This is a genomic window from Pseudoflavonifractor sp. An184, assembly GCF_002160305.1.
Classification (GTDB): domain Bacteria; phylum Bacillota; class Clostridia; order Oscillospirales; family Oscillospiraceae; genus Lawsonibacter; species Lawsonibacter pullicola.
This window is the reverse complement of record NZ_NFKI01000028.1, coordinates 26,460-43,418: the sequence shown is the minus strand read 5'-3', so window position 1 is coordinate 43,418 and position 16,959 is coordinate 26,460. Positions and strand designations below refer to the sequence as shown.

At 49.8% G+C, this 16,959-nt stretch carries 16 protein-coding genes; 13 read left to right on the top strand and 3 right to left on the bottom strand.

The genetic code is table 11. The annotated features are described in order from the left end of the window. Nucleotides 1-331: 331 nt before the first annotated feature. From B5F19_RS10415 to B5F19_RS10405, 3 genes are all read right to left on the bottom strand, one after another. Complete coding sequence (locus tag B5F19_RS10415) at nucleotides 332-778, bottom strand: hypothetical protein (RefSeq protein WP_087290258.1); 447 nt, start codon at nucleotides 776-778, stop codon at nucleotides 332-334. Then, complete coding sequence (locus B5F19_RS10410; protein WP_087290256.1) at nucleotides 771-1,229, bottom strand: DUF3990 domain-containing protein; 459 nt, start codon at nucleotides 1,227-1,229, stop codon at nucleotides 771-773. Before B5F19_RS10410 ends, B5F19_RS10415 begins: the two co-directional genes overlap by 8 nt. Nucleotides 1,230-2,595: 1,366 nt before the next feature. Continuing rightward, nucleotides 2,596-6,366 carry an ATP-binding protein gene (locus tag B5F19_RS10405; RefSeq protein WP_087290254.1) on the bottom strand — a complete coding sequence of 1,257 codons (3,771 nt, stop codon included), beginning with the start codon at nucleotides 6,364-6,366 and terminating at the stop codon, nucleotides 2,596-2,598. 379 nt (nucleotides 6,367-6,745) lie between these two features. Here B5F19_RS10405 and B5F19_RS10400 point away from each other — a divergent pair, with 379 nt between their 5' ends. From B5F19_RS10400 to B5F19_RS10335, 13 genes are all read left to right on the top strand, one after another. Then, the gene (locus B5F19_RS10400; RefSeq protein WP_087290252.1) at nucleotides 6,746-6,928 is read left to right on the top strand and encodes a hypothetical protein; all 183 of its coding nucleotides are present in this window, start codon (nucleotides 6,746-6,748) and stop codon (nucleotides 6,926-6,928) included. 637 nt (nucleotides 6,929-7,565) lie between these two features. Continuing rightward, nucleotides 7,566-8,681 carry a hypothetical protein gene (locus B5F19_RS10390; RefSeq protein ID WP_087290248.1) on the top strand — a complete coding sequence of 372 codons (1,116 nt, stop codon included), beginning with the start codon at nucleotides 7,566-7,568 and terminating at the stop codon, nucleotides 8,679-8,681. Nucleotides 8,682-8,695: 14 nt separating this feature from the next. Then, on the top strand, nucleotides 8,696-10,171 hold the full coding sequence (locus B5F19_RS10385; RefSeq protein ID WP_242972781.1) for a DUF6138 family protein: 1,476 nt from the start codon (nucleotides 8,696-8,698) through the stop codon (nucleotides 10,169-10,171). Next, a complete protein-coding gene (locus B5F19_RS10380) occupies nucleotides 10,168-11,550 on the top strand; it encodes a DUF6138 family protein (protein ID WP_087290246.1) in 1,383 nt (460 codons plus the stop codon). The genes B5F19_RS10385 and B5F19_RS10380 overlap by 4 nt, the downstream gene beginning before the upstream one ends. 10 nt (nucleotides 11,551-11,560) lie before the next feature. Next, nucleotides 11,561-12,403, top strand: a complete 843-nt coding sequence (locus B5F19_RS10375; RefSeq protein WP_087290244.1) for a DUF2262 domain-containing protein — start codon at nucleotides 11,561-11,563, stop codon at nucleotides 12,401-12,403. An 18-nt stretch (nucleotides 12,404-12,421) separates the two neighbouring features. After that, nucleotides 12,422-12,655 carry an Imm17 family immunity protein gene (locus B5F19_RS10370; protein WP_087260252.1) on the top strand — a complete coding sequence of 78 codons (234 nt, stop codon included), beginning with the start codon at nucleotides 12,422-12,424 and terminating at the stop codon, nucleotides 12,653-12,655. Between the two features lie 13 nt (nucleotides 12,656-12,668). Continuing rightward, nucleotides 12,669-12,881, top strand: a complete 213-nt coding sequence (locus tag B5F19_RS10365) for a hypothetical protein (RefSeq protein WP_055270385.1) — start codon at nucleotides 12,669-12,671, stop codon at nucleotides 12,879-12,881. Further along, the gene (locus B5F19_RS10360) at nucleotides 12,878-13,273 is read left to right on the top strand and encodes a hypothetical protein (RefSeq protein ID WP_087290242.1); all 396 of its coding nucleotides are present in this window, start codon (nucleotides 12,878-12,880) and stop codon (nucleotides 13,271-13,273) included. Before B5F19_RS10365 ends, B5F19_RS10360 begins: the two co-directional genes overlap by 4 nt. Continuing rightward, a complete protein-coding gene (locus tag B5F19_RS10355) occupies nucleotides 13,264-13,851 on the top strand; it encodes a hypothetical protein (RefSeq protein ID WP_087290240.1) in 588 nt (195 codons plus the stop codon). The genes B5F19_RS10360 and B5F19_RS10355 overlap by 10 nt, the downstream gene beginning before the upstream one ends. Nucleotides 13,852-13,867: 16 nt before the next feature. Next, a complete protein-coding gene (locus tag B5F19_RS10350) occupies nucleotides 13,868-14,947 on the top strand; it encodes an ankyrin repeat domain-containing protein (protein WP_087290237.1) in 1,080 nt (359 codons plus the stop codon). Nucleotides 14,948-14,951: 4 nt separating this feature from the next. Beyond that, nucleotides 14,952-15,572 (top strand): hypothetical protein, encoded by a 621-nt coding sequence (locus tag B5F19_RS10345; RefSeq protein ID WP_087290235.1) that lies wholly within the window; start codon nucleotides 14,952-14,954, stop codon nucleotides 15,570-15,572. A gap of 14 nt (nucleotides 15,573-15,586) precedes the next feature. Beyond that, nucleotides 15,587-16,426: a DUF2262 domain-containing protein gene (locus tag B5F19_RS10340; RefSeq protein ID WP_087290233.1), complete on the top strand. Its 840-nt coding sequence runs from the start codon at nucleotides 15,587-15,589 to the stop codon at nucleotides 16,424-16,426. A gap of 13 nt (nucleotides 16,427-16,439) precedes the next feature. Further along, nucleotides 16,440-16,943, top strand: a complete 504-nt coding sequence (locus tag B5F19_RS10335; protein ID WP_087290231.1) for a DUF2004 domain-containing protein — start codon at nucleotides 16,440-16,442, stop codon at nucleotides 16,941-16,943. Nucleotides 16,944-16,959: the final 16 nt, after the last annotated feature.

The window sequence follows — 16,959 nt, the reverse complement described above, 5'->3', positions numbered from 1 at the left end:
CTTGGATACTCTCTGGTACTACCTTGTACTACCATGCACTTCCTCAGACTCTTATAGTTTGGCAAAGGCATTTTACCCTGACAAGTCGCCGACTGTTTTTACGCTTACGCATCCAGCGAGCGACCGCTGCCGGCGGCGCTTAGCAAATTGAGAAAGGCAGGGGATTCTTGGCTCGGGTAGGTTCCGGTGTGCCTTATACCTCCATGAGAAAAGAGAGCGCTGCAGCTAAAAACTGCGGCGCTCTCTTTGTTGATCATGTAATTTGCGCAGACTGTAAGAGATATGGAGATTCTAGCCCCAGCTGACAATATCCAAAAGCGGTGGCGGCATCTTAGTCTTCCAGCATAGCCCCGCTGCGATAACTTTCGGAGATATATTCCCGCGGCTGGAAGTAAAAAACCGAATTGTAATCACTGAGCCTGGCGTCGATCCAGGATTCGTAGACTGCAACAAGTGTTTCCGCTACATTGGAATCGGAAGAAACATCCTCGATCAGCCGCGCATATACCTTTCCGATCGTCCAAACATCAGGGATCAGATATTTCGATTGGCCAACATTATCATAGTCGTCCTGTTGCAATCCGAACTCTGCCACAACATCATCTGCGACCTTTGCGATGGGTTCGCAGTGGAGAATATCTGCATTTTTCAGGAGGATTCTGATGCGATCTATGCCCAAACAGGAGACGACCTTTCCGCGCTTTTGATGCAGAGTGCGGCCGATCTGCTCGATCAGCGAGCAGACAAAAAACAGCGAACTGTTGTTTTTCTTACACATGGGCTTGATAGCTCCTTTCGAAGCGCAAGGCTGCTAAAGCCTTTTCTGTGTGGAAACTGATCTGGTGCATCGGATACTTGAATTTAGCAAGCGCCCAGAAAGCCGCCCGGCTGATCTCTCCATCCAAAAAACTCTGGACATAGTTGAAGATGGTATCGTCTGCCATAGGACCCTCCACTACATCGTAGGCGTGTGTCGCCCCAGTACGGCAGGCCACCACGAAATCCAGCCACTCATCAGACAGTTCAGAGAATCGTTTGATGTTCAGCGATGCATCATCGAAAGAATAGACATTAACGATACCGGGGGTTCCGAACCTGGTTGCCCAGCGCGCAGCCTGCTTTTCAAGCTGCGTACAATAGAAACCCCAGGAAAAGTCTTTATGATACTTTTGAATACGGATTTCAGGAACCTCAACGGCAACCCGACTTCCATGAAACAGCGTTTGCATAGGTGCCCCCTTTACCCATAGGGTCGATTTGATTATAGCCTATTTTATTTGCTTTCGCAACGACCGGCCTTTTGGTGGCTCTCCTGTGTTATTTGCTCTTCATGCGCTGCACAATGACCTGGTTCCTCTCCAGAAGCAGAGTTCCATCAGAGAGCCGGCGCCATATCTGCCCATTATCCGCATCCGCTGTCATTGATCTTGGTTCCGGCTGGACAATCGCATCGTAATCCGTGATTTCCAACAGTTTGCCATAGAACACGCTTTGGCCGCCAATGGCATAGATTTCGCTCCCAGGAATATAGTGGGGCTTTTTTGATCAATTTCAATATGCATCCAATATGTTTTTTGATTTTGTAATATGCGTTTTATATGTATCTAATATTTAGCTAATACTTAACTAATAAGCAGACAATATGTGAAATATGCAGATAATATGTAGATAATAGGCAAAATGTATCTGGTGTATCTAAGAGCAGGGGATGGGGACTCGGGCCGGTCTACTGTTGCAGGCGACTGATAGCTGCACAGACCTAGAGGGGGGACGACAAAATTGGCCAATCTATAGGTGATCCAGCGGGGATACTTATCCGGTCCCGTGACAGAAGGCAACTGAGAATTGTGTTTGAAACAACAATGAGAGTTTTACACCCGTTTCTATTTTCGCCGAACACCCCTACCTCCCCGGCAATCTTGTTTTTTTGCTTTGCCATCCGTACTGAAATGGTATCCGCACCGGCATAATCCCGGCGTAAAACCGTATGGTGTCCAAGGCAAAACGCAAAAAACCGTGGTATCTGCGGTTACATTACTAATATATAGGTACAAATAACTTTATCGTCAAGTTGACCACAGAATGATGCCACAGGCCAATGTTTTAGATAACAAAGAATGTTGTATTCTTCTTCGTGTCGTTAAATTGGTGGGATACAGAGCCAAAGATATTGCTGCGTCATATCGGCAGAATAATTAAAGCTTCATCATATTCTTTTTGTGAGAAAGAAATGGGTGGGAACTTTTATACAAAAGAACTTTTGGGGGAAGGGATGCTTGTGAGCAAGCTCGACTGCCATATCTTTGGCACAATATATCCGAGGATATCTTTAATGGGATGTATGCCCAATGTCCAAAGAAGGATATGCCGCAAAACCAATTATTTTACGACATACCTTGTGCTATTTTAGACGCTTATGGTTTTGCAGAGGAATTCTTCACTAACAAGTCGCTGGGCAAGTGACGCTTACCCAGATTTCAACATCAAACAAGTATGGAGAGACCCTCCGCGAAAACCATACCCCCGAACTCTGTCGCCCCAATCGGCCAAACATAAAGATAAGAAAACTATATAGTGAGACCAGAGATTAGGAAATTAGCGATACCAAGATTCCAGCAACTCACGAACTTCTTCGGAATGGATTCTTTGTTTCCAGCAGTCTACCTCCCGCTCAATGCGTTGCTTCTGCTTCAAATACTTTATGCCAGATACAAGGGGAAGGAGAGAACGCAGGTACTCAATTCGTTCCTGCATATACGGAATCATGCTGCCGGTTCCTCCCCAATGGGACGGTTCTAAAGGTAGTTGCTCAAAAACATCTGGATTGGCATTGAGAGATAAGAACTTCTCCACTGCCTTTTTTCGTCGTTCACAAGATAATTCTTCTATTGCGACAAATAGTTGATGCATTCGCTCCCCATCATGGCCATATTTTTCAATCGTATGCTGGATCCACAGGTCTTGCTTTACAATGATCTCCTGATGAGATGCTTCATGATGCAGCATCATATTTACTGGTGACCAATATAGCCAATGAATTGATTCTTCTCGTTTGTCATAGCAATAATCAAACACACCATCCGCCAAATCGATATACTGTTCTGTGTCCCATATTTTCAGGAGCCTTGCAATATCATAATCGTCATGTACCCTGAAGTGACCTTCCTGTGCGATGATCAAGCAGTCAAGGTATCTGTATAGGAATGAGGTGTCAACTGAGATAATTGCATACAACAACGCTCCGTCAAAATCTTCATGATTGGAATAAGAGATCCCTTTCAGATAGATTTCTTCCAGAAGAGGAAGTTCATTATAAAACTCCCGCAAAGTTTCATCTGCTTCCTGGTTACTGTGATTCAAAATCCAGAAAACATACAGGCTGAAAATAAACGGCGACTCTTCATAGTGCTCTGAAATAGTGCGCAGCGCTTTCACCATTATTTTAGGCTCCACGATCTCGTATTTGCGCAAGGAATCTATTCTTCGGTAAGGCGATGCCTTTATCTCTACATCCGGTGTGTCCAAATACTGCAACAGCTCTGCTGCCCAGTGTACGGACACTTGTTGTTCGGGCATTAGTGAGAAAAAGGACCACAGCCATACATTTTGCTGGTTATACCTATATCGAGTGATAAATTTCTTTACTTCTAACACGGGTCTGATCTCAAATAGTCTCTCTAAGATCTGTCCAGCATATATCTGATACGGAGTGTCCGCCCTCATGTAGGCTTCTGCTAAATATAGGTACAGTTGTTGCTGATCCTGAAGTGCTTCAAACACATATCCAAGCCCTGCTCCTAATTCTCTCTCTTCTTTATCAAAAGTCTGGGAGCTCTCCAAACACACTTGGATCAAACAGTCTATATCCTGAGGTGTATATCCCCCCACAAGTCTACAAACTCTTTCCTTATGTCGCTGTACCCCTTTCTCATATCCCTCCGAATAGTCTTCAGCGAAATGGGACGCAAGTGCAGAATAGATCCTATACTTTTCTGAGTTAAGAAATGGGGCCAGCATATCCAGCGCACAATAATCAATGTGCTTTGCAACTTGTTTAATGCGTGCCGCGATTACGCAGTGAAACAAGTTTTCTGGCTGGAATAGGGAAAAGAATTTTAATACTTCTTCAAACTCGGCCCTCACCACATCCAAACCTGTATCAACGCCATAATGAAGCATACCGTACTTATATAGGATTTGCTCAATTTCAGCCTGCCCATCTCCACGCTGGTAGATCTGATAGAGCTGCAACAAAAGCATCTTTCGGTATTCCAAAACAGGCTGATCTGGAGAAAGTGTCAGTGTGTAAATCGACACGGTATTGTGCCGGCCGCCCTCCGCTTTTGAAACATCAAGCTTCAAAAAATGGCCCGCAACGCGAACGAATAAGATTAATAGATTCATATCCTCTGGGGTCGCATTGACGGCTTCGCAGAGGTTTTTGACTACCGCCCTCTGCGTAAAATATTCAAGGCGAGGGGAGTCCAAATTAACTTCAAACTGTTGGGCATATATGCTGTAAAATTGTTCGAACAAATCCGGGCGTTTTTTATAATACAGCAATAGCAGATCCAACGCACTTGGCAGTTCAGGATGGTCTCCAAAGCTGCCAAGAATTTGGAGAATATCATCCGAAACACTCTTTCCCTGCCGGTCATCTTTAAATGGCAATGTTCTCACATCAAACGGATGGTATGACTCTTGTTCAATATATTCCTGCAGCAACAAAAGAGTTTGTGTTGGGCGCACCATATGAAAAGCTTTGAAGAACGGAAGAAACTTCTCTACATTGCTTTCTAACTTATCCCACACAAGGTTAATTTGGGCTTCAACATATTCTCTTACACCCTGGTCCGAGAAGACATTTAAGAGGATATTGCAAGCCTCAATCGTTCTGCTTTGGTTTATCTGAAAGCATGTTTCAATCATTGTGCTGAGGGGAATAGTCTTTTCCTCGATAAAAACATACTTGATCAAAAAGTTACTGAAGCTTTGATCTGAAATTCTTGCCGCCTCGTCATTGCACAGATCTACAATTTCCGCTCTGTGGAGCAGTTTCAAATCCGATGTAAAATCACTGGTGCTTATTCCCGTAACCTCAAAAATTGGGGCAAGCTTTTCGAGATGCTTTAGATGGATTGCTTGAACAAATGCAATGATCCCAGCCGAGCTCACACCCGTATCACTTTCAACGAGGGCATTTAGCTGCTTGCTATAATAGTTATGATAGAGACCTGACGCATCCTGAATTGCTGCAAGGCTTTCGGAATCTGCTGCAAGCTTTCCAGCAAGCATAGCAAGGCGCGCATTCCCTTCCGCAATAGCCACAATGCGGTCCGTGTAAACTCGATTTGTAATTCCGTAGCATGTTTCTATAAGTTTACGGATATCATCGTCACTAAATGTCGAGATTTTAATTGTTTCTGGTTGAATAATCTCCATAACCCTTTGCATCACTTGTTTGCGGTCATAATCGCGTACGGTCAAGATCAATTTTGAAATATGCCGTGCTCCCATCGCTGCTTTGGGAAGATACTCCAACACATGGTGCAATCCAGAAAGCTCATTTGCATCATCAACGAGAACCAGATAATTTTTTCCCTCTTCAATTGCAGATACCAGATCCTCATACAGCTGCAAGTTGTTGTTTTTTATGACAAACACAGTGTAGCCGTTTTCCTTTGCTAATTGCCGGCATAATTCTAGCGCAAATCTGGTCTTTCCAACACCGGCAGGCCCAGCAATCAGCAAAACATCGTTATCGCGCAGAGCGGACTTTGCTTTTTCCAATTCCTTTTCTCGAAGAAGAAATTCTGTTCCCAACGGAGCGGACATCTTGTTTGCATCATGTTTTGCCACAAATATGTCCATTGACAGAATTTGTCCCGAGTCGATACTAATTCCGAAGAAATCTTTGGCTAAAATTGGGCACTCACGGAAGATATCATTTCCCAATTGATCCAAGCCAACTAATGTCAGTACGACACCGCGCTTCTCGCAGTATTGTCTAAGATATTGATCATCGCCAGGCCCTAAGCGGCCATATGTATGGCAATATATGATCTCTACAATATCTTCCGCAGAAACACCAGTCTTTTGAGAATCAAAGCATTTGTCAATGTCCTCAATTGCTTTCTTTAAGAAGTCAGTTTTTTGTGTTGTATACATCACAAAGACATACTTATTTTCTGCCGTCAAAAAATAAGTATCTGGATTTCCTTTGGCCGTTTTATCTGTTCCTGTGCGCATGCCCAACGAATAAACATTTTTGTAGCCTTTATAACTTAAATAGGCATCACAAAGATTTTGGAAGGCTCCTCCGTCCATTTGATCGATTCGATTTTTAATATCTGTTAGCTTCGACATTGTTGTCCCCCACAAACGAATTAGTCATAGCCATTGGTTCTAAAGGTTCAACTTCATTTTAACATTCAGTCCCATTGTGCGCAATTGAATGCCTTTTGTTTTACAAATGCTTGATTCTTATGTGCCACAAACTTTTGTCGGGAACTAGACGCAATATAATTGTGCCCAAGGTCTGCATGCGGTTAGATCTCGATTGGTGATATAGATCGCTGCAATTGTTGTACTCACATTGACGCAAGCTTCCTTAGAATGCTATACTGAGTCTGCGATTAAAAAGAACATAAGTTGGAAATTGCGGACGCTTCACGCCTCTTTAGATATAAGTAGTTGGCTTGTCTCATTACTGATAAGCATTGATGCACAGGAGGTTGTAGACATCGTGATAACGCTGTTTGACCAGGAAAAAGTATGGGAGATCGAACGCTACAATATCCGTGAAGAAGGTCGCGAGGAGGGGATTCGGCAATTGATACAAAGAATGCTTGCCAATGCAAGTATTCGGGAAGTATCGGGTATTACTGGGTATTCTGAAGAAGAAATCAATCGAATTTTAAAGACTTAATGTTTTTCTTTTATACAAAAAGCAGGGGGAATATTGCCTTTTGCTTTGCGCCCTTGTGCTGTATGGTTTGGCTCATGCAGTTGTAACTTGTTATCACAAACAGTATACGAACTTCTCGTTGCTCACAACATTGAGCCAAACCAAACAAGCCGTTGTATGCGGCGAAACAGTTCTCCTTAATAATGTTCTTTGTGCAAAAGATTAACTTTTACACAAGTAAACAGCTATGAAGAGACAAGACAACTTATCACAGATTGAAACAGTTACTCTGAAAGGTCCCAAAATATGAGTTTTCTATAACGCATATAATACTTACAACTTTACCTTACAGATAAGCGGTATCAATACACCTTTTCGATTGCACAGTAGTATGATATAATTTATTCAAATTGCACCCTTTTCAGGCCCTTGATTTTTGGCATAATAATGAATCATGAGGTTATGCGATGAAAGAAAAGCCAGAGCAGTTGATCACTGTGTCTTTTATATATGAGGAAATTATTTTGTCTGTGGAGGAAACCACATCTGGGGGTAGATGTGGTTCCTCTCTTGCGGCCTTTTCACGCCCTGCGTCAGCCTGTCCAAGTGACATGGTGTCGCAGGGCGTTTTTCTATCTTTGGAAAGGAGTCAACGAATATGAGCCTGAAATACACCTGCCCCGGCTGTGGGACCTCCTTGGGCTATGAGGGATTGTGCTGGAAATGTAAGTGTGAGCAGGATCGGCAAGCTGCGCTGTCCTGGACGCCGGAACAAATCGCAGAGAAGCAGAGAAACCTGATCCAGAACATCCAGAGGTTGGCTGATATGGAGGACCCGGAGTTCACCGACTTCTGGCAGTTGCTGGGGTATCGGGACGCCATCGACTCGGAGATCCAGCGGGCGGCACTGGCCGCAGGGGTGTTCTGGCCCTGTGAGATCTATTATCACGCTCCTGCCGATGTGCGGGATGGTCTGATTCATGCGCTATTGTCCGCGGAATATTCCAGCGAGGCCTCCAACCTGATGAGTTGCCTTGCTATGCAGGGAGATGACAAGGCAATGCAGACTCTGCTGGAGCTGGAGCGAAATCCCCGGCCCTGGCGCAAGGGCCTCTATGTGGACCCATCCAGCTATGCGCAAATCGGAGGCTGGACCTTCAACAAGGAGGGCCAGAAAATCCAACTCAACTTCGACACCTGCTATCCTATGGTCAAAGGAACCACCGGTGAGAAATCTCCCGTCCGCATTGGCCGGGCAAGGGAGGACACATGCCCCCACTGTGGCGGGCGCATGGTGGACATGCTGGTATTGGACGGCCGGGATGAGCGGCTCCGGTTCCTGGGACTGGACGGCATCCTGACCGCCACCTGCTGCCCCAGCTGTGTGGGATTTCTCAAAGGCCCCGCCTTCAACCGGTTCACCCTGGATGGCGGCGTGGAGGTCTTTCCCTCCGAACTCTTTGACGGGGCGGAGAAGACGGATTGCTATGTCAGTCCCGAGGACTACAAGGCTCTCACCGAAAATCCCTTTGTGCTGGGTAAGGCGCCGGCGCCCCTGTTCTATGGCGCGGCCTGCCAGGATGTGAATACCATTGGCGGCTTTGGCAACTGGGTGCAGGACGCGGAATATACGACCTGTCCTCACTGCGGCAAGCCCATGAAATATCTGGCCCAAATTCAGTGGGATACAGTGTTTGACTGCGCGGAGGGCACGCTCTATGTGGAGTTCTGCCCGGACTGCCATATCGTATCCATGCAGCATCAGCAGACCTGAGAGGAGAGCATCTCATGAGTTTACCAAAACACAATAGTGCGGACGGACGCTGTTACTGGATGAAGCCCGAGGTACAGGAAGAACTGCAACCGCTCTTTGACCAGTGTATCCAGGATGCCATTGACGGGAGAATCACGCGGCTTGATTCCCTCTGGCCGCCGGTAGTGGTCAGCAGCGAAGGCGCACCCTTTGAGGTGCACGCTCTGGTGAGAAAATGGACCGAAGCGCAGCAGACCGAGACCCTTGACGCGGAAAAGGCCATTGCTTTCAGCGAAAACCTGCGCCGCCAGAGCCGGTGGGGTGAAATTGACTACTATTTACTTGGCCTGTTGGAACAGGAGCTGCAGGAGAAGTATTTTGTCGTGACCGGTCGTGAAGATGACCACCGCTGGAATCGGGAGTACTCCCTGAAACCAGGTATCCGTGCAGAGGAGGTCCCGGAGCCGCTACTGCGTTTCGCCTGCTATGTGGCAGTGAGCTATAAGGTATATGGTATGGACTTTGAGTATCTGGACACCAATTACCTCTTTGGATTGGTGGAGAAAGTCCGTCCTGATATGGTGAAAAAGCTCCGGGAAAATGGAACCGGCAGGCTACCCATCTCTCTGCAAAAGAGGAAAACAGAGCACTTCACCGCATCGGCCAACGATGCCTTTGCGGTTATCCGAATCACTGCCAGGGACAACACGGAGGAATGCTGCCGTGAAGTGCTGAACTACCTGTATGAGCTTCTAGAGCAGGAGGATTTTCCCCGCAGCTATGCGGTGGAGTTCAAAGGGCCGGAAAAGAGTTATCTTCCCATCACAGGCCTGCCCAAAAAGGGAGTAAACCAGCTCTTTGCCTGTGCCGTGCAGTACCCCGGCCTCCACTCCCTGATGGAACGGTACGCCCGGCTTGCCATGAAGCAATATGAGCAGTACACCAATCTCAGCGATGAGCAGTGCGCGCTCCCCGGAAGTTTTGCCGTGTTCGCCCTGGGAATGCTGGGGCAAGAGTGGCGGCAGCTGGTATGGGATTATCTCGATCTCTGCGATGATGAGCACTCCCACTTACAGGAAAAATTCCTCCGGGAGTATGTGAAACAGTTTGGATTTACTGCCGACACCGTCCCTATGTTTGTCCGGGGTGTGCTGTCCATGCAGAACATGAAGTATTCCAAGGACTATGCCGCGTGGATGGCAAATGTAGAAAGCCTGGACGCTCTGCTGGAGGCAAAAATCCATCTGTCCGAGATCGTTCCAAGCGGTTTTTCCTCCGACGAAGATGACGATGATGAGGAGGACGAGGAACCCGCCGAGGAATCAAAAGCCAGCCCGGAGGAAGTGCTGCAATACGCATGGGAAACGGTCTGCTATGTGATCTGGGGCAAAGCCAGCGCCAAGGGTGGTCAGAAAGTGGTAGAAGCAGCTCCGGAGGAACTGAGAGAACTTTACCAACAGATTTTTATTCCGATAGTGGAGAACCCGGAAAAAAGAGGTAACCTGCCATGAGTTTGCCAAAGCGTGATGGTGTGCATGACCGCTACTATCTGATCCACAAGCCGGACACTTCCCCGGAGGTGCTGGCGGAGGCGGATCTCTGCATTCAGGATGTGCTGAACGGAACCGCTCGTGAAAATCACTCCGCCTACCCGACCGTGGTGCGAAATCACAACGGGACACCCTTTCTTCCCAGCCAGCTGTTGGATCGGTATCTGTCCAAACTGCCTTTGAAGGGATTTCCCTATGAGGAAGCTGTTATATTCTGCGATGCCCTGCGGCGGTTGGTGGGCTGGCAGGAGATCCGCTATACATTGGAGAAATACATAGAAAAGCAGGTGCAGGAGCGGTTCTTCCTTGTGGGAGAGCGGGATGATGGCTTTACCGTCTTTCCACCCTGCACCGTGTGGCCGGAATTGCGCCCCGAGGATGTGGATGAAGGCCTGCTGCGCTTTGCCTGCTATGTGGCGGTCTGCCATACGGTGTACGGGCAGAGTTTTGAATCCCTCACCACCGAGCACATCCTCGGCCTGGTCTCCCAGCTTCGCCCAGATATGGTGAAGCAACTGAAAACAGCCGGCAGCGGCAAATTACCAAAGGACATCCAGCAGCGTAAGACGGAGCATTTCACCGCATCGGCCAATGATGCGTTTGCTGCCATCCGAATCACCGCCAAGGACTCCACCGAGGAGTGCTATGCCGAGATCTTGGACTACCTGTGTGCGGTGCTGGAGCAGGAGGAATTCCCCCGCAGTTACTCGGTGGAGTTCAGAGGAAAGGAGAAAATCTATCTGCCCATTCCCGGCTTGCCCAAGAAGGGCGTCAATCAGCTCTTTGCCTGCGCTGTGCAACACCCCAATCTGCATCCGGCTATAGAGCGATATGCTCGTTTGGCTATGCGGGAGTATGAGTGGTACCAAAACCTCGCGGATGAAGCCTGCGCCATGCCCGGCTCTTTTGCTGTGTTCGCTCTGGGGCTGGAGGGAGAACCGTGGGCGCCGCTGGTGGCGGAGTATTTGGATCTCTGCGACGACGAGCACTCCTCACTGCAAGAGAAATTCCTTCATGCCTTTATCCGGAAGTTTGGTTTTCAAACATGGACACTGGGCGTATTGGTACGGGGCGCATTGTCTATGCAGTGGCTGAAGCCTGCCAAGGGATTCCACAGCCTGATTGCCAATGCGGAAAGCCTGGATGCGCTGCTGACAGTCAAGCGCCGCTTTTCCGCTTATCTCCTGCCGGAAGAGGACAAGGACCCGAAATTCCGGGCCATCGCTTGGCAGAGTCTGCTCTGGGCCATTTGGGGTTCAGCCTCCGAAAACGGCGGCAGCAAAGTCATCAAGTCGGCGCCGAAGGAACTGAAAGAGAAATACCAGCAAGTATTTGCGTAAGGAGAACGCCATGAAAAAGAGAACGGTCAAGGACTTTATTGCCCTGTACGCCCCAGAAGATGAGGAAAAGCTGGTACTGATTCAGGACGGTATCAGCGCGGACAAAACCTTTCTGGATACCTTTTGGGCGGCGCATACCCATGCCCTCGCCATGGCGGATGTCCAGACCGGAGAGGTGATCTCCGGTCGATGCTACCTGAGCTGGCCGCTGACGGACAAGGAGCGGGAAGCCGGCGACTATTCCAAGCGGTTTGCCAAGGGCCAGATCTACCGGATCAAAGCCCGCAGCTGGAAAGGTGATTCCCTCTACGAACCTCAGTGGTATGTCACGGAGGTACTGGAGGAAGGCGTATCCTGTCCGGCACTGGAGGAGATTTGGGAGGAGTACACAAAGCCCATTCTTCTAGAGGACGAAGTGCTGGGAACCCTCACGCTGGATCGTGAAATGAGTATGTTCACCGGGATCTGCCGGTGGATGGGAAAAGAAGTCCAGATCTCGTTGGATGTGGAGATTGAAAAGAAAGCGTCCTGGACCCGCGTCACCAATGTGATGAAGAAACTGGTGGCAGATCAGGAAGTCTGGGATAAGTCCCTGCGAGCGATGGCTGCCCAGAAGCTCACTGCTCAGGCCAACGAATGGCTGGCGGACAATGACCAGACCAACCGGGACCCGGAGAAAGACCCCATCACCGAGGATGAGTTCGCCCGGCGTATCCTGCTCACTGAGTTTACAGTATCTCCGGGTGGGCGTTTTACCGCCTGGTATGAGGACGACGATATGTTCTGGGGCCATGTGGTCACGGTGAATGGAACGCTGAAAAAAGGCCCCGTTGACGCTGATATACAGGGATAAGGAGAGGAGGAAACCTAAATGAACAGCGAGCAGATCACGGGTTTTTTACAGGAACATTGGAACTGGGTAACCCTGATCATCGGTGCTGTCCTGCTGATTGGGGCCATCATGAACTGGAACTGGCTCTGCGACCCCACCGGTAAGCCGGACTCTCATCGCTATGGCCGCGGCTCCAGGCGGGTGATCTTCTTCCTACTGGGAATCGTGCTGATCGTGGTCAGCATTTGGAGCCTTGTAATGGCACTGAATTAGGAGGCTGTGTCCCATGACCCAAGAAGAACAAATCCGCCTCTATCGGCTGATGGAAAAGCTCAACTGGTTTTTCCACCAAGAGATGCACTACCTGGATCGGGAAACGGCAGAAAAGACCGCGCGGGAGTGTTACCCGGAGATTCGGGATTTTACATACGACATTTTATGGAACGACCTGCCCAAAGAGGTCCAGGAGCAGCTCATGGACGAGGAGGAATCCCTATGAGTACGCTGATTTGCTCTTTTGATGGCCTGCATGACAACAGAGTCCTGCGCTACTGTGCTGACTTTGAAGCCCATACCCTGCACATGGATACCCAGACTGAGGCCGGAGAGAAAGTATCCGTTCGCTTCACCGGCCTGCTGGCCCACTGGTTTGAAAATGTGATCCAGGACAACATCCTCTTCGGCATGGATGAGATCACCGTGGACGGTTTTTTTGAACAGTACAAAGACCTGCTGGGCGGGACCATCTCTTACGGCTTTCCCGCCTGCTGCAGCATCGAGGAACTGCGGAAGCGCATGGAACGGGAGCACATCCGGGTATTTGTCATCGACTCTTCCCTTGGGCTGTGCGGATTTGTACTGGCTCAGGAGGTGGAACTGCAATGTCCATAACTGCCTATAAAGTGGAAGCCGTCGGTCATGACCGAACCGGCGAAGACTATGGCTATGTAAATATCATGTACCGCTATGGCAACAAGCAGTCCTGTCCTCAGCCAGATCAATGTGAAAAGATAGAGGTCATGTGGGCGGATGAGAGCGTCTACGGGCCGCCTGCCCCTGGCAGCAAGGTGGGCGACTTTATACAGACATGGTTAATGGGCTCCTGGAACTGTGGGGTGTTTACCCATCGGGAGATTGCCCAGCGACTTATGGATACCTTCACCGGCCTGAAGATTAAGGAACTGGCGTGGTTTGAGAACCCCAGAGAAAAGACTCTGAAAAACGGCAAACCGCGTGTGCGCCGGGCTAAGTGGCTGCCGGAGCGTGAGGTGGATCTGGTGTATCTCTACTCCGACCACTATATTGACGCAAGAGATCCGACTCCAGTTGAAACCGACCTCTTCACCGTTACAAGGATGGACGCCTGGGGCGTGAGCACCTGGTTCATGTGTACCCCACAGACCGCTGAGAAACTGATCGCCATGAATTACGACAATCTGGCCGTCAAGGAAACCACCATTGTGGGATAGAGAAAGCAGGTGCCTTATGTACCAAATTGCATATATTGGCCGCTGGGAGACCCTCCCGGAAACGGCTGCCGCCATCTGTGACCATGACACTCCCAAGCTGGAGGCGCTGCTCCAAGGCGGTCTGGATTTAGATGTTCCCATCCAGCTCAGTGAATACATCAAGCTGATGCCATTGGAGATCGCGGTTTTTCGGAATGATGTACCCATGATTCACTTCCTACTGGAGCATGGAGCCGATCCCGGTCTGGCAGAGGAACAGCCCCTGCTGCTTACCGCCGCCCGCTGCTGCGGGCCGGAGGTGGTGGCGCTCTTTGCTGGACAGGCCGCAAAACTCAGCCCGAAGCAAAAAGAGCGGGCCTTCCAGGAAGTGCGCTGGGGCAAGCGCCCGGAGAATATCCAGGTGCTGGAGCAAGCCGGGATCACTGTGGACAAGTTTGGCAGCGAGGCATTCCGGGCGGCGGTGTCCGATGGACAGGCCGAGCTTGCCAAACTGCTGCTGGAAAAAGGGGCGGATATCAATTATCACAAGCCGGACATGGTGTTTCCGAACGCCTCCACCGCTGTCACCGAGGCCGCCCGCTCCAACAATTTCCCCATGGTACGCTGGCTGGTGGAACAGGGAGCGGACATCACTCTTGTTGACAAATACGGCGACCGTCCCTACAGTGTGGCGGTGCAGAACAAGAATCAGGAGCTGGCCGACTACCTGAAGGCGCTGGAGCCGGAGGAATGGCACAACGAGCAGGAAAAGATCCGGCAGCTCATGCCCTACAAGCTACCCGCCAAGCTGGTGGAATACTTGAAGACCGGCCCCCTGCGGCTGGAGTTTCCGGATCAGGAATGGGTGAAGTGGGCGGAGCTCTACTCCTTCATGGATGTGCAGGAGATGACCTGGAAACGGAAGAAGCTGCTCTCCCTCATGGTGCAGATGGACAACTACAGCGACTACCTGCTGCTGTGGAGCCCCAGGGACAAAAAGCTGTGGTATCTGGACATCGAGCATGAGGAATTCCACCCTCTGGCCAAATGGGATGACTTCATCGCAGATCCCGGCCGGTATCTGAACGGGATGATCGAGGGTGAGTTTGAGGAGTAAAGCCATGACATCAATAGACTTTCTGAACAAGGTACATAAAAGCCTGGACTCGCAGGAATATAGCCTCTCTTATTCTCCGGCCAAGTCCAAGAATTATATGCTGTACTGCAATGGCAACTTCATCGGCGGCCTGTTCGATGAGGAACTGTGCTTCGTCTACGCCGACAGTGTGAGCGAGCTGCTGGGGCAGCCGGACCCCGTCTATCGCGGATACTCCAGCACCGCCCAGCACAGGATGCTGGTGATCCCGGAGGAACACTGGGCAAAAGCGCTGAAACTGCTCTATGCCGAGAAATTTGACTGGAGCCGTTTGGTGTACGACATCACATACACCAGCATTGGTGCGGCTGTGGTGGAGGATTTTTACGATGAGAATGTAGTCTTCCTGCGCTTCTGCTTTGAAAAGGAGCTGTTGAAAAAGAACCCTCTGGACCGGCAGGGCCGTATCCTGCGGATGGTCTACCTCAATCAGGATCTGACAAATATCGGTAAGAATTTGTTTCCTGAGTTGCTGGACAAGTTCCTTGCTTTTTATGATCGGAAAGGAAAAACCAGTCTGGAAACCATGCTGAATCGGTGGTACACCGCGCTGGAGAAGGAGTACCTCAGCCATACAGCGGGATAAGGAGGACTGCACCAATGTTTGAAGAATTCTATGAGATGTATGAGTCCGAGGAGCAGGAAGTGGTCGCGCTGATCAATCGCTGCATTGGGGGCGGATATAACTGGAAAGGCAAGTTTTGGGAAATGACCGTTGTGACACTGGGTATGGTGTTCTGTGACACCGGCAAGGTCAGCACCAAAGAGGAGCATCTGGAATGGCCGGTCACCGACGAGGAGCGTAACAGCGACAAGGGCTGGGGACGCTTTCAAAGCGAGCAGATCTGCCGCCTGAAGATCCGCCGGATGAAGGAAGAATGGGCAAAGGATCTGGTGGTGCAGCCCTGGTGTATCTCCCAGGTGGTCAAGGCCCACGAGGACTGCCCGGAACTCCAGGCCGTTCTGGACGAGTACCACAAGCCGGTGGTAATCCAGGACCAGGTGCTGGGAGAACTGACACTGGACAAGGACTATGATACCTTCGAGGGCGAAATCCAGTGGTGCGGAAAGGATGTGAGCCTTTCTCTGGAAGTCAATGCCGAGAGCAAGCCCTCCTGGACCCGCGCTCGCAGTGCCGCCAAGAAGCTGCTGGCCGACTGTGACACCTGGGACAAAGCCATGCGGGAGCTTGCAGCCAAGAACCTGACCGAGCTGGCCAACAACTGGCTCTCCCAAGATGAGGAAAACCCTCGCAATTCGGAAACCGACCCCATCACAGAGAACGAACTTGCCCGGCGAATCAGCCTGACGAGCCTGTCCGTCACCTCTGGCGGCAGCTTCACCGCCTGGTTTGACTGCGATGAGATGTTCACCGACCATGCTGTGACGGTCTACGGCTCCTTGAAAAAGGGCCTAAAAACTGCCAACATTGAGGGGTAAGGAGGATAACATTATGAAACTGAACTGTAAACGCATTGATTTTACATATACACCCGGCGAGGAAATCTTCAACTTTCCCGAGGAATCGGGACTACCCTTTATCTTCGATGTAGAGGAAGAACTGACCGGCGATCCTGCTGCCATGGATGCGGTGGGAGAAATGCTGGATGAGGCGGAGAAATTGGCGGAGAAGGCCAAAGCCGCCATCAAAGCGGCGCTGGCGGACGAGGACAGCCGCTACCATAGCGTTGTGACATTTTTCATGGAGTTCCACCGGGACGATGTAGGCCCGGATATTGCGGCGGAACTTTTTCCGGGAACCGACCCGGCCAAGCTGTCCTTTGCCGAGATGGTGGACTTTTTGAAGCTCAAGCGGTTCGGCAGTCTGGTGGATGACGAGATGAATCAGCAAGTTTTCATTATGGATCTGTCCTTCAACCCGGAGATCACCGACGAGCTGATGGTAATCTACTTTGACTTGAACAAGGAGATTTTCTGTATCACCCATGAGAGCTAAAACGCTGGAGGTTTTG

Bases quoted from the DNA above. Each gene is read 5' to 3' on its own strand.
- B5F19_RS10340 (WP_087290233.1), top strand. From the start codon at position 15,587: ATGTTTGAAGAATTCTATGAGATGTATGAGTCCGAGGAGCAGGAAGTG.
- B5F19_RS10335 (WP_087290231.1), top strand. From the start codon at position 16,440: ATGAAACTGAACTGTAAACGCATTGATTTTACATATACACCCGGCGAG.
- B5F19_RS10375 (WP_087290244.1), top strand. From the start codon at position 11,561: ATGAAAAAGAGAACGGTCAAGGACTTTATTGCCCTGTACGCCCCAGAA.
- B5F19_RS10345 (WP_087290235.1), top strand. From the start codon at position 14,952: ATGACATCAATAGACTTTCTGAACAAGGTACATAAAAGCCTGGACTCG.
- B5F19_RS10350 (WP_087290237.1), top strand. From the start codon at position 13,868: ATGTACCAAATTGCATATATTGGCCGCTGGGAGACCCTCCCGGAAACG.
- B5F19_RS10390 (WP_087290248.1), top strand. From the start codon at position 7,566: ATGAGCCTGAAATACACCTGCCCCGGCTGTGGGACCTCCTTGGGCTAT.
- B5F19_RS10355 (WP_087290240.1), top strand. From the start codon at position 13,264: ATGTCCATAACTGCCTATAAAGTGGAAGCCGTCGGTCATGACCGAACC.
- B5F19_RS10365 (WP_055270385.1), top strand. From the start codon at position 12,669: ATGACCCAAGAAGAACAAATCCGCCTCTATCGGCTGATGGAAAAGCTC.
- B5F19_RS10370 (WP_087260252.1), top strand. From the start codon at position 12,422: ATGAACAGCGAGCAGATCACGGGTTTTTTACAGGAACATTGGAACTGG.
- B5F19_RS10385 (WP_242972781.1), top strand. From the start codon at position 8,696: ATGAGTTTACCAAAACACAATAGTGCGGACGGACGCTGTTACTGGATG.
- B5F19_RS10380 (WP_087290246.1), top strand. From the start codon at position 10,168: ATGAGTTTGCCAAAGCGTGATGGTGTGCATGACCGCTACTATCTGATC.
- B5F19_RS10415 (WP_087290258.1), bottom strand. From the start codon at position 778: ATGTGTAAGAAAAACAACAGTTCGCTGTTTTTTGTCTGCTCGCTGATC.
- B5F19_RS10405 (WP_087290254.1), bottom strand. From the start codon at position 6,366: ATGTCGAAGCTAACAGATATTAAAAATCGAATCGATCAAATGGACGGA.
- B5F19_RS10360 (WP_087290242.1), top strand. From the start codon at position 12,878: ATGAGTACGCTGATTTGCTCTTTTGATGGCCTGCATGACAACAGAGTC.
- B5F19_RS10410 (WP_087290256.1), bottom strand. From the start codon at position 1,229: ATGCAAACGCTGTTTCATGGAAGTCGGGTTGCCGTTGAGGTTCCTGAA.